Raw genomic sequence first — 12,071 nt, forward strand, 5'->3', positions numbered from 1 at the left:
ATGAGTCTCGAAGAAATCTGGTTCCTGGTCATCGCGTTCCTGTTCGTCGGGTATTTCGTCCTGGAGGGCTTCGATTTCGGCGTCGGCATGCTGATGCCGATCCTCGGTTCGAGTCACACCGGTGGCGACGACAAGGTCGCCGCCGACGATCCCGAAGCCGACCCCGACAAACGTCGCCGCGCGCTCCTCAACACCATCGGCCCGGTCTGGGACGGCAACGAGGTCTGGCTCATCACCGCGGGTGCGGCGTTGTTCGCGGCCTTCGGCGGTTGGTACGCAACCATGTTCAGTGCGTTCTACCTTCCGCTGTTCCTCATCCTCATCGGGCTCATCGTGCGGGTCTGCGCGATCGAGTGGCGGGGCAAGATCAACAACCCCCGCTGGCGCGTGTGGTGCGACGTCGGAATCGGGCTGGGTTCGTGGATTCCGGCGATCCTGTGGGGTGTGGCGTTCGCCAACATCGTGCGCGGGCTCCCGATCGACGCCGACGCCCAGTACACGGGTGGGTTCTTCAACCTCCTCAACCCGTATGCCCTGCTCGGCGGCGCCACGACCCTGCTCGCGTTCCTCACCCACGGGGCGGTGTTCATCTCGCTGAAGACCTCCGGTGTGCTGCAGGAGGATTCGGCTCGCTACGCTGCCCGGCTGGCCTGGCCGACACTGATCGTGGCCGCCGTGTTCCTGCTGTGGACCCAGTTCGCCTACGGCAGCTCGTGGACCTGGATTCCGGTGCTCATCGCCGCCGTCGCCGCGGTGGGCATGGTGGCCGCCACCCAGATCCGCCGCGAGGGTTACGCATTCATGTTCACCTGCATCGCGATCGCCGGCACGGTCGCCACGCTGTTCGCCGTGCTCTTCCCGAACACGATTCCGTCGACCCTGAATCCGCAGTGGAACCTCACCATCGAGAACACGTCGTCGAGCGATTACACCCTTACGATCATGACGTGGGCGGCCGTGCTCATCACCCCGGTGGTGATGGGCTACCAGGCCTGGACCTATTGGGTGTTCCGAAAGCGACTGTCGGTCGCGCACATCCCGGACCCGGCCGGACTTCCGTCGTTGCGAATCCCGAGCAAGTGAGACGCACCGCCCGGCCTCCGCTCGACCCCCGGCTGCTGCGGTATTCGCCGACGACGCGGCGGTATGTCGGGGTCACCGCGGCGTTCGCGGTGGCCGAGATGGTGGCGATCATCGTGGTGGCCGCGATGGTGGCGTCGATCGTCTCGGAACTGATCGTGTCGCCCGGGGCGCGGTCGTTCGCCGCGCAGGGCGTTCACCTGACCGTGCTGGCCGCAGCACTGGCGGCCCGGGCCGCGATGGCCTACGGACACGACCGATACGCGCACCGCGCCGCCGAGCGTGCGATCGCGGAGATGCGTGCTCAGGCCCTCGATGTCCTCACCGATCCGGCCCGCACGTCGCCGCGATCGCTGACGGCGATCCGCGAACACGCAAGCACTGTCCTCCTGCGCGGGCTGGACGCCCTCGGGCCGTATCTGTCGGGCTACCTGCCGGCCCTGGTGGCTGCGGCGGTTCTGACGCCGACCGTCACGGTGGTCATCGCGTTCGCCGACTGGCCGTCGGCGCTCATCATCCTCGTCACCCTGCCCCTCATCCCGCTGTTCATGGTGCTCGTCGGACTGATGACGCGGGATCGCACCACACGCAAGCTGGCGACGATGAGCCGGCTGAGTGCCCAGCTTCTCGACCTCATCGCCGGATTGCCGACGTTGCGCGCACTGAACCGGGCGGGCGCCCCGGCGGTTCGGGTCGGTGAACTCGGTGAAGCCCACCGCCGCAGCACGATGAGTTCGCTGCGGGTCGCGTTCCTGTCGGGCGCCGTCCTCGAGTTACTGGCCACGCTCTGCGTCGCACTGGTCGCCGTGGGGATCGGTCTCCGTCTCGTCTATGGCGAGATGTCCTTGTACGCGGGCGTTTTCGCGTTGATCCTGGCGCCGGAGGCCTACCTGCCGCTGCGTCGGGTCGGCATGCAGTTCCACAATTCCACCGACGGCCTCACCGCAGCCGAGCAGGTCCTCGAGCTCATCACACGGCCGTCTGACGCGGCCGCGCCGTCCGCCACCGGGAATCGCGGGGTCAGCGTCGCCGGCGAACCGATCACCGTGCTCGACGTCGGCATCCACGGGCGCGACGGATGGGCACCGGAGCGCCTCCGCACGACGATCGAACCCGGGGCGCTGACCGTGTTCGCCGGACCGAACGGGTCGGGCAAGTCGACGATGCTGGCGGCGATGATGGGCCTGCTCGCTCCGGACGCGGGATCGGTGCTGATCGGGTCCACCCCGGTCGGTCAGGCCGATCCGGCGGCGCTGCACGAACAGATCGCCTGGCTGCCCCAGCAACCGGTGATCGTGCCGGGCACGGTCGCCGAGAACCTGGAGCTGTTCGGCGCGCTGGACCGCGACGCCTTCGAATCGGTGTCCGCGGCAACAGGCTTCGCCGCAGTCCTGGGTGGACTGCCGGGCCGGTTCGGCACGGTGCTGGGAACCGGCGGGGTCGGGCTCTCCGCGGGACAACGGCAACGCCTCGCCCTGACCCGAGTCCTCGCCTCGCCGGCGCCGCTGCTGCTGCTCGACGAACCGACCGCCCACCTCGACGAGGCGTCCGAGCGCGACGTGTTCGCCGCACTCCGCGATCGCGCTCGGGCCGGGGACACCGTCGTCGTGGTGGCGCACCGGGGAGTCGCCCGCGAGTACGCGGACCGGGTGGTGGACTTCCCGGCGGCCACCGGCACAGCAGCCGCGGGCACGGCCGAGGAGGTGGACCATGCGCGGTGATCCGTTGATCCGGGCACTGGGCTTCCTCGGCCTGCGCCGGCGTCCCGCGCTCACCGCGCTCGCGCTCGGTGTCGGCGGCTCGCTCTCGGCCCTCTTCCTGGCGGCGCTGTCGGCCTGGCTCATCACCCGTGCGTGGCAGATGCCGCCGGTGCTGTACCTGTCGGTCGCGATCACCGCGGTCCGGGCGCTGGGTATCTCGCGCGGAGTGTTCCGCTATCTGGAACGGCTGGCGACCCACGATCTCGCCCTGCAGGCCATGGCCACCGCGCGGCAGCGCGTGTACACGGCGTTGGCGTCGGGCGCACCGGGTTATTCGGTCACGTTGCGGCGGAGTGAACTGCTCAACCGGACCGGTGACGACGTCGACGAGATCGGCAACGCCCTCATCCGCGGCCTCATCCCGATCGGCATCGGTGCCACGACATCGCTTGCGGCAGTGGTGGTGATGGCGCTGGTCTCGGTGCCCGCGGCCGTGGTGCTCGCACTCGCGCTGGCCGTCAGCGGCGGTGTGGCGCCGTGGCTGGCCGCACGCGGTGGTGCCCGGTCGATCCGCGACGGCGCGCAGGCCGCGTCCGAGGCCACGGAGGCCGCCACGACGGCGCTGTGGCACGCGCCCGAACTCGTCGTCGCGCGTCGGCGTCGCGACGTGCTGGCCGCGTCCGCATCCGCCGACCGGCGGCATCTCGACGCCACGGACCGGGGTATCCGGTGGCAGGCATCCGCCGCGGCGGCGACCCCGCTGGCATTGGGTGCGTCGCTGATCGCGGCATGCGTCATCGCCGTCGAATTGGCCTCGGCGACTTCGGGTTCGCTCGCCGGGGTGAGTTCGGGGGCGGGATTGACGCCGATGATCCTCGGTGTGCTCGTCCTCCTGCCGCTGTCGGCCTTCGAATCCACCGCGCCGCTCACCGAGGCCGGGCTGCAGATCGAGCGGAGCCGACAGAGTGCGGCCAGGCTCATGGCGCTGGTGGACGGGGCGCACGCCGACGGAACAGGCGACGTAGCCGACGCCGAGGTGTATCGGTCTCCGGTGCGTCTGACGACCACGGGGTTGCGCTGGGGACACCGAGGTCGGGAGATCCTCGGTCCCGCGGCGGGCGTGGATCTCGACCTGCGACCTGGTTCGCGTCTGGTGGTCACCGGCCCGAGCGGGGCGGGGAAGTCGACGCTGCTCCTCACCCTCGCAGGTTTGTTGCCGCCGATGGCCGGGGACGTCGAGGCGGTCGATGTCGGCGACGGTTCGATCGTCGGGTTACGTTCGGCGGGATGCTATTTTGCCGAGGAGGCACACATCTTCTCGACGTCGGTCCGCGAGAACCTGCGCGTCGCCCGCGGTGACATCACCGACGAGGAGATCGATGCCGCGCTGGCGGCCGCCGGGCTGCACCGCTGGGCCGCAGCACTTCCCGACGGTCTGGACACCGTCCTCACCGGTGGGGCCGATGCGATGAGCGGCGGGCAGCGGCGGCGACTGTTGCTCGCCCGCGCACTGCTGCATCCCGCGCCGGTCGTCCTGCTCGACGAACCGACCGAGCATCTCGACGAGGCGGACTCCGACGAGCTGTTGCGGCGCCTCCTGGGGATCGAACGGGACCTGTTCGGGCCCGACCGCATCGTCGTCGTGGTGACCCACCAGCGCCCGGTCGACACTGGTGCGGTAGCGGTGCTCGAGTTGGCGGGCGGGCCCCTTTCTGCTCCCTGAGGTGCGAGCGACGCGAGCCACGAAGGGCTCCGCAGCGTGCCTCACCAGGCCCTTCGTGGCTCGTCGCTATCGCTCCTCGCACCTCAGGGAGCAATAGTCAGCGGCTCTCTGCCTGTGGGCGGGCACGAAACAAGAACCGGGGCCGGACGTACACGTCGTCCGGCCCCGGTTCCCCCCTGTGAGAGGCGGGAGGTCTAACCCGTGGACACCTCGTATCCCATCGGCAGCATCGTCGACTTGTGCTCGAGGAAGGACTCGAGACCTTCTCGGCCGTTCTCACGGCCGATGCCCGAGTTCTTGTAACCGCCGAACGGTGACTCGGGATCGATGGCGTACCAATTGATCCCGAAGGTGCCGGTGCGGATCTTGGTGGAGATCTCGATACCGCGCTCGACGTCGTTCGTCCACACCGTGCCGGCGAGTCCGTAGCTCGAGTCGTTGGCGATGGCGATGGCCTCGTCGACGTCGTCGTAGGCGATCACCGACAGCACGGGCCCGAAGATCTCCTCCTGCGCGATGGCCATGTCGTTGGTGACGCCGGTGAAGATCGTGGGGGTGAGGAAGTAACCGGAGTCGAGTCCGGCGGGCCGCTCGCTCTCGAGAACCGCCGTGGCGCCGGCCTTCTTGCCGAGTTCGACATACTCCTCGACCTTGTTCCGCTGGTTCTCGGTGATCAGCGGTCCGAGCTGGGCCTCCGGATCGGACGGCAGCCCGACCTTCATCGCCTTCGCGGCCTCGACCATCGCGGCCACGATCTCGTCCTGTCGGCTGCGCGGCACCAGGATTCGCGTCTGCGCGACGCATGCCTGGCCCGTGTTGAACAGGCCGAGGAACGTCAGCATGAAGGCGTTCGCGGCGAGGTCGACGTCGTCGAGGACGATGGCGGCCGACTTGCCGCCCAGCTCGAGCGAACACCGCTTGAGGGTCTGGGCGCAGGCGGCGCCGATCGCCTTGCCGGCCGCGGTCGAACCGGTGAAGGTGATCTTGTCGACGTCGGGATGCGCGACGAGCGCCTGCCCGGTCTCGGTGCCACCGGTGACCACCGAGATCGCCTCGGCGGGAACGCCCGCCTCGATGAACAGCTGCGCGACGTAGTTGCCGGTCATGGGGGTCTCGGGTGCGGGTTTGAGCACCACCGAGCAGCCTGCGGCCAGCGCGGCACCCATCTTGTTGCAGGTGATGAACAGCGGGACGTTCCAGGCACAGATCGCGCCGACGACGCCCACCGGTTCGCGGGTGATCCTGGTGGTGCCGAACAGGCCGGTGCGGTATTCCTCCCACTGGTAGTCACGGGCCGCGTTGGCGTAGGCGCGCAGGACACCGGTGCCGGGGAGCTGTTGGAGGGTGCTGATCGCGCTCGGCGGCGCGCCCATCTCGGCGGATACGAGCGCGGTGATCTCGTCGCCCCGCTCGTCGATCAGATCGGCGACCTTCGCGATGATGTCGGCGCGCTGTGCGGGCGGCGTCGAACTCCAGACCCCGGAGTCGAAGGCCGCGCGCGCCGCGCGGACCGCGGCGTCGACGTCGGTGGCATCGGCGAGCGGTACCGAACCGACGCGCTCACCGGTGGCGGGGGAGTGGACCTCGAGGGTCTCGGTGGAATGGGGATCGGCCCATCGGCCGCCGATGAGCAACTGGGGTTGATCGCCCCCGCCGATGAGGGTGGCGGGTTGGGACTCCACGGTCTCGGTCATTACGCGTGTGCTCCTCAGAGGACGGGGCCCTGCCCGGGCGAGGGCGGCCGACAGCCGCCGATGGACAGGTGTGAACTACGGCACACGCAATACTAGAACACGTTCTAACTCTGATGCCAGGGGTGGTCGTCAGGAACTGCCGAAGGCCACCCGGGCCTCCATCCCCTGCAGCACGTCGTGGAGGATCTCGATCTGGTCGGACGGGTCCTCGGCCTCGAGGAGTCGTTGCTGGTCATGCGGTTGTCCCGCCGTCTGCGCCGCCCACCGGTGGATGGGCGAGAGGTCTGCGGCCCGGGGATCGGAGTCGATGAGCGCGAAGGCGGCGATGATCGGCTCGGGGTCCTCGCCGGCGGCGCGGAACTTTCGCCGGATCAGCTCGCGGTGTCGTTCGGCGAGGTCGCGCAGACGGGCCAGATCGGAGCGGCTCGGGGTCCGTTCGGGCAACACCGTGATGCGGGCGCGGGGATATGGATCGTCGGGCAGCCACTCCTCGACCCGGAACCGGCGACGGCCGATTGCGGTCAGCGCCGCGCGGCCGTCCGGCAGCCGGCCGGTGATCTCGGCGTGTGCCAAGGTGCCGACCCGGCAGCGTGATTCGCCGCCGCCGACCTCGGAACCGCGCTCGATGAGTACCACGCCGAATCTGACCGTGGGCGGGTCGGTCGAGGTGTCGGCATGGTCGTCCAGCATCTGCCGATAGCGTGGCTCGAAGATGCGCAACGGCAGTTCCGCGCTCGGCACCAGGGCGGTGCCGAGCGGGAACATCGGCGCGACGAGCGTTTCGCCCGCCGCCGGTTCAGAGGTCAGGGCGTGCTCGTCTCAGGACTTGGGTCGCGCGTCGAGCACGACCTCGAACTCGAGCAGATCCGCACCCGAGGCGACCGGCTTCGCGCGCTCACCGGAGTGCGCCTCGCGGGCCGGACCCGCCGACCAGGCCTGGAAGTCCTCTTCGGACTCCCACTCGGTGACGACGAAGTAGCGGTCGTCACCCTTGACCGGACGCAGCAACTGGAATCCGAGGAACCCCTTGGACCCGTCGACCGAGTGGGCGCGATTGGCGAACCGCTTCTCCAGTTCGGGGCCCGCGCCCTCGGGGACGGAGATGGCATTGATCTTCACAACAGACATGCGTCCACCATAGGCGCTGCGCGCGGGCGGTCGTCTGGGGAACGACGACACGGCGGTCGGGCCCCGTGCCGGTCGTCGGTGGCACTGCGGTTCTGCGACTACAGTTCTGGCATGTTCGACGGTGAGGTTCCGCAGGAGACCGGACTTCGCGACCACGGTGGTCCCGAAGTCGCGGACAACGCGAACGGATCGTCGGCCACAGTCGAGCGCGCGGCGCCGCCCATCGTGTTGCTGCACGGCCTGATGGGCCGCGGACGGACATGGCGCCGCCAGGTCCCGTGGCTGCGCCGGTACGGCCGGGTGTTCACCTACGACGCCGCCCTCCACACCGGCGCCGACGCCGAAGAACCCTGCGACGACGGCGAACTCGCGACGGAGCGGTTCGTCGCCGATCTCGCGGAGGTCCTCACCTGGATCGACCGCGGGCCTGCGGTCCTCATCGGGCATTCGATGGGAGCCCTGCACGCCTGGTGCGCGGCGGCGGAGTACCCCGAACTCGTCTCGGCGCTGGTCGTCGAGGACATGGCCCCCGACTTCCGCGGCCGGACCACCACGAGCTGGACCCCGTGGTTCGAGTCCTGGCCGGACCGATTCGCCTCCGAGGCCGAAGCCGTCGAGACGTTCGGGCCGGTGGCCGGCCGCTACTTCTTCGAGGCCTTCGACGACGGCCGGTTACACGGTCGGATTCCGTTGTGGGCCGCGATCGCCGAGGAATGGGGCCGACGCGACTTCTGGACGCAATGGCGTTCGGTCGGCGTGCCGGCGCTGCTGATCGAGGCCGAGCACGGAGTGACCCCGCCGGGGCAGATGCGGACGATGTGCGCGGTCAACGACCACGCCCGGTACCTCCGCGTGCCGGATGCCGGACATCTGATCCACGACGACGCGCCACATGTGTATCGCGGTGCGGTGGAGGCATTCCTGTCCGGCCTCGACCGCTGAGACCGCTGCGCAACGTAATTCGGGGCGTACACGACGAATCGTGTACGCCCCGAGGAGGAACGGGTGGCGTCAGGCGGGGTCGGCCGGCGCGATGGGCGCGCCGTTGAGCCGGCGCCAGCAGTGCACCAGGAACAGCTGGGCCACCGGAGCCGCGACGATGAGTCCCACGTAGCAGAGGAGCACGCCGACGAGGTTGATGGCGTAGGTGACCAGCAGGGTCAGGATCGAGTCGCCGACCTTCGACTTGGTCAGCTCGAAGGACGCCTTCATCGCGTTGATCGGCGACAGGCTCTTGTCGATGGTCGCGACCACCGAGAACATCAGGAAGAACATCGCGATGATGCCCGGGATGATGCACAGCGCGTAGCCGATACCCGTGATGAGGCCGACGAGGATCGCGGTGCCGATGACCGGCCCGAAGCGGATCGGGGTCAGGAACGACTTCGCCGTCACCGGTTCGCCGTTGGCCACCCGGACCGCGCCGGAGATGATGCTCGCCTGGATGTACAGCAGGCCCAGGATGAAAACGAGGTACACCAGGCCGAGGAGGATCCCGCCACCAAGGCCGAGTGACGTCTCCTCGTAGTAGAAGCCATTGCCATAGTCGACGGTCTCGGTGGTGCCGAAGAGCGAGACCGCGGAGAACCCCACCGCGATGAGTGCCGCGCCCAAGAGGAACACCGCGAGGCCCGGCAGGATCATGGCGCCGACGTTGTTCTTGAACTTGCCGAAGGCCCACGAGAACGCGGTGCCCACGTCGATCTTGCCCGAATCTCCCGGCGCGCCGTAGGGTTCCGGGGCTCCGGGATAGGCCCCGGCGTCGCCGTACTGCGGCCCGCCCGGAGGCGGTGGAGGCGGGGCCTGGCCGTACTGCGGCTGCGGCGGCGGCTGCTGGCCGTACGGCGGTTGCTGGGGAGGCTGCTGCCCGTACTGCGGCGGCTGCTGCCCGTACTGTGGCGGCTGCTGCCCGGGGAAGCCGCCCGGTTGCTGCGGGTCCGGCGGCGGGACAGGGGGATACGGCGGCTGACTCATGGATCGGGACATTAGCAACGATCCGGGCGTGGTGGGAGACTATCTCCGAACGATCAAACGACTGGTCAATGAACCCGGCACGGATTATGAGGTCTGTCGGCACCGGCTCGAGCGGAGTTCCGGTACAACCGTCTCGGTGCCGTTCGGCGAAGTCCCGGCGGAGCTATGCCTCGCCGGCGAGGCAGTAGCGTCCGCTCGCGGTGATCTCCACGAGCCCGTCGACAAGCAGCGAATCCAGGGCCCGGTCACGCTGGGCGGTGTCGGAGGTCCACACGACGTCGAGCGCGGCGCGGTCGACGGCATCGCTCGTGTTGCGTAGGACATCGAGGAGCAGACCGCGCACCTGACGGTCGGTGCCGGCGAACTTCTGCACCCGGCGTGGCGGTCCGGCGTGCGCCGGCCGGCCGAGGTCGACCCAGGTGCAACCGTCGACGAGAGGGCACTTGTCGCACTTGGGGTTTCGGGCCGTGCAGACGAGCGCGCCGAGTTCCATCAGCGCCGCCGAGAAGCGTGGCGCCGACGCGGCGTAGGTGCCGTCGTCGGACCGGGGGAGCAGCGCCTGCGCGTCGGCGAGATCCCGCCGCGACGGATTCGCCGGTTGTTCGCGCCCGTGAACCGCGCGGACGATGACCCGCCGGACGTTGGTGTCGACCACCGGCACGGCCTGTCCATAGGCGAAGCAGGCGACCGCCCGTGCGGTGTAGTCCCCGATACCGGGCAGTCCCAGCATGGTCTCGACATCCTCGGGAACCCGATCGCCGTGGTCGGCGGCAAGCACCTTGGCGCACTCGTGAAGGCGGAGCGCGCGTCGGGGGTAGCCGAGCTTGCCCCACGCCCGCAGGACCTCCCCGGCCGGTTCGACCGCCATCGCCGAGGGGACCGGCCACCGCCGGACCCACTCCCGCCAGGGTTCGACCACCCGGGACACCGGCGTCTGCTGCAGCATGATCTCGCTGATGAGGATCTGCCAGCCGCTACACGACGGGTCACGCCACGGAAGATCCCGTTCATGCATATCGAACCAACCGAGCAGATGGCCCGATGGCACACTATTGGGCATGACCGCAACGACACCACGGCAGGCCTGGCGCATCCTGCGCGACGGCAACAACCGATTTGTGACAGGTGAGTCTCAGCATCCCAGCCAGGGTATCGAGGACCGGGCGCGACTCGCCGGGGGCCAGCACCCGCACGTCGCACTCTTCGGTTGCGCCGACTCCCGCCTGGCGGCCGAGATCATCTTCGACCAGGGCCTCGGCGACATGTTCGTCGTCCGCACGGCCGGTCAGGTCATCGACTCGGCGGTCCTCGGTTCGCTCGAGTACGCCGTCGAGGTGTTGCAGGTGCCGCTCATCGTGATCCTCGGGCACGACAGCTGCGGCGCGGTGAAGGCCACCCTCGACGCGCTCGACGACAACCAGATCCCCGGCGGTTACATCCGCGACGTCGTGGAACGGGTCACCCCCAGCATCCTCGCCGGCCGTAGCGAGGGCCTGACACGAGTCGACGAGTTCGAGGCCCGCCATGTGGTGGAGACAGGGCAGCTGCTCATGCAGCGCAGCCGGATCATCGCCGACCGGATCAGTACCGGCCGCCTGGCGATCGTCGGCCTGACCTACCAACTCAGCGAGGGTCAGGTCAACGTCCAGGGCGTGTACGGGGACATCGGTGAACGCCCTGCACCCACCGCGGTGGCGGCCGAGTCCGCCTGACGTCGACCCTTCGAGACGGCCCCTCCTCAAGCTCCGGGGCCTCCTCAGGGGGCATGGGCGACGGCCCCTCCGCAAGCTCCGGGGCCTCCTCAGGGGGCATGGGCGACGGCCCCTCCGCACGCTCCGGGGCCTCCTCAGGGAGCGGGGGGTGGCGTCTAGACCTGAAGGCGAACTCTAGACTTTGCCTGCTCGGGACCGCTTTCCCGCTGCGACACGCCGCACGTGATGAACCAGAAGTCAAGACCCGGCCGTTAGCGTTGTGGTCGTGATCGAACCCCAGGGCCCGCTGCCACCCGAGATCTACTGGCGACGCCGCGTCGTCGCCGCGGGTGGTGCGCTGGTCGTGGTCGGTCTGGTCGTAGCACTGATCGTGTGGATGACGTCGGGAAGCGGGGATCCGCAGAACACCGCAGCCACCGCGAGCGTGTCGTCGAGCTCATCGGCGTCGTCGACGACATCCGCGCCGCCCGCGTCGGAACCGCAGGCGGGTGGCGCCTCCGGTGAACCGGATGCGGGGGGCGGCGCCGGCGGCGGGGCGGGTGCTCCGGCGGGGCCGCCCGCGGGGTCCGCGACCCCGGTCGAATCGGCAAGTCCAGCAGGCGTTCCCGGAGCGGCCGGCGGGCCGGCCCTGTGCCCGGATCAGGCGATCTCGGTGGTCCTCTACACCGACAAGCCCACCTACACGATCGGACAGAACCCGGTGTTCACCATCGTGACCACCAACGCGGGACTGTCCGAGTGCACCCGCGACGTCGGCAAGGCCGTGCAGAACGTCATCGTCCGCACCCTGGACGGCACCCGGACGCTGTGGTCGGCGCGCGACTGCTCGCCGCTGAACACCGTCAACAACGTGGTGCTCAAGCCTGCGCAGCAGGTGAAGGACACGATCACCTGGTCGGGCACCACCAGCAGCCCCGGTTGCGAGCGCCCGCGGACCCAGGTGCCCGCCGGCTCCTACTCCGCCATCGGCAAGATCGGCGAACGCGAATCGTTCCCGATCACGTTCAACATGGTCGCGCCGGCCCAACAGCCCTGAGCGACGGTCACGTTCGCCGGGCCA

Annotated in this window: 11 protein-coding genes; 6 read left to right on the forward strand and 5 right to left on the reverse strand. The window is 69.3% G+C overall.

Features of this window, described 5'->3' with window-relative positions:
* Genes cydB through cydC form a run of 3 tightly spaced genes read left to right on the forward strand, consistent with a single transcriptional unit; the run spans position 1 to position 4,503 of the window.
* Positions 1–1,083: a cytochrome d ubiquinol oxidase subunit II gene (cydB, locus tag ACFUEJ_RS02475; RefSeq protein WP_065629163.1), complete on the forward strand. Its 1,083-nt coding sequence runs from the start codon at positions 1–3 to the stop codon at positions 1,081–1,083.
* On the forward strand, positions 1,080–2,801 hold the full coding sequence (gene cydD, locus ACFUEJ_RS02480) for a thiol reductant ABC exporter subunit CydD (RefSeq protein ID WP_311277864.1): 1,722 nt from the start codon (positions 1,080–1,082) through the stop codon (positions 2,799–2,801). Before cydB ends, cydD begins: the two co-directional genes overlap by 4 nt.
* A complete protein-coding gene (gene cydC / locus ACFUEJ_RS02485; protein WP_388027390.1) occupies positions 2,791–4,503 on the forward strand; it encodes a thiol reductant ABC exporter subunit CydC in 1,713 nt (570 codons plus the stop codon). Before cydD ends, cydC begins: the two co-directional genes overlap by 11 nt.
* A 194-nt stretch (positions 4,504–4,697) precedes the next feature.
* Here the strand turns inward: cydC and ACFUEJ_RS02490 are convergent, their stop codons facing one another.
* The 3 genes from ACFUEJ_RS02490 to ACFUEJ_RS02500 form a co-directional block, all read right to left on the reverse strand.
* Positions 4,698–6,197 carry an aldehyde dehydrogenase gene (locus tag ACFUEJ_RS02490; RefSeq protein ID WP_311277862.1) on the reverse strand — a complete coding sequence of 500 codons (1,500 nt, stop codon included), beginning with the start codon at positions 6,195–6,197 and terminating at the stop codon, positions 4,698–4,700.
* A gap of 129 nt (positions 6,198–6,326) precedes the next feature.
* Positions 6,327–6,962: an LON peptidase substrate-binding domain-containing protein gene (locus ACFUEJ_RS02495; protein WP_176455922.1), complete on the reverse strand. Its 636-nt coding sequence runs from the start codon at positions 6,960–6,962 to the stop codon at positions 6,327–6,329.
* A gap of 54 nt (positions 6,963–7,016) precedes the next feature.
* Positions 7,017–7,325 carry an antibiotic biosynthesis monooxygenase gene (locus ACFUEJ_RS02500; RefSeq protein WP_035717146.1) on the reverse strand — a complete coding sequence of 103 codons (309 nt, stop codon included), beginning with the start codon at positions 7,323–7,325 and terminating at the stop codon, positions 7,017–7,019.
* A gap of 111 nt (positions 7,326–7,436) precedes the next feature.
* Between ACFUEJ_RS02500 and ACFUEJ_RS02505 the strand changes: the two genes are divergently transcribed.
* Positions 7,437–8,267, forward strand: a complete 831-nt coding sequence (locus ACFUEJ_RS02505; protein WP_388027394.1) for an alpha/beta fold hydrolase — start codon at positions 7,437–7,439, stop codon at positions 8,265–8,267.
* A gap of 69 nt (positions 8,268–8,336) precedes the next feature.
* On the opposite strand, the gene ACFUEJ_RS02510 is transcribed toward ACFUEJ_RS02505, so the two are convergent.
* Together ACFUEJ_RS02510 and ACFUEJ_RS02515 are read right to left on the reverse strand one after the other, a co-directional pair.
* Positions 8,337–9,299, reverse strand: coding sequence for a hypothetical protein (locus ACFUEJ_RS02510; protein WP_058252602.1), 963 nt, complete (start codon positions 9,297–9,299; stop codon positions 8,337–8,339).
* 163 nt (positions 9,300–9,462) lie between these two features.
* Positions 9,463–10,359: an A/G-specific adenine glycosylase gene (locus ACFUEJ_RS02515; protein ID WP_388027396.1), complete on the reverse strand. Its 897-nt coding sequence runs from the start codon at positions 10,357–10,359 to the stop codon at positions 9,463–9,465.
* Here ACFUEJ_RS02515 and ACFUEJ_RS02520 point away from each other — a divergent pair.
* Both ACFUEJ_RS02520 and ACFUEJ_RS02525 read left to right on the forward strand, forming a co-directional pair.
* On the forward strand, positions 10,358–11,011 hold the full coding sequence (locus ACFUEJ_RS02520) for a carbonic anhydrase (RefSeq protein WP_058252604.1): 654 nt from the start codon (positions 10,358–10,360) through the stop codon (positions 11,009–11,011). The two genes, ACFUEJ_RS02515 and ACFUEJ_RS02520, sit on opposite strands and share 2 nt — an antisense overlap.
* A 265-nt stretch (positions 11,012–11,276) precedes the next feature.
* Positions 11,277–12,047: a hypothetical protein gene (locus ACFUEJ_RS02525; protein WP_058252679.1), complete on the forward strand. Its 771-nt coding sequence runs from the start codon at positions 11,277–11,279 to the stop codon at positions 12,045–12,047.
* Positions 12,048–12,071: the final 24 nt, after the last annotated feature.

The sequence above is a fragment of the Gordonia sp. NPDC057258 genome, from assembly GCF_042668985.1.
Lineage (GTDB): Bacteria > Actinomycetota > Actinomycetes > Mycobacteriales > Mycobacteriaceae > Gordonia > Gordonia hongkongensis.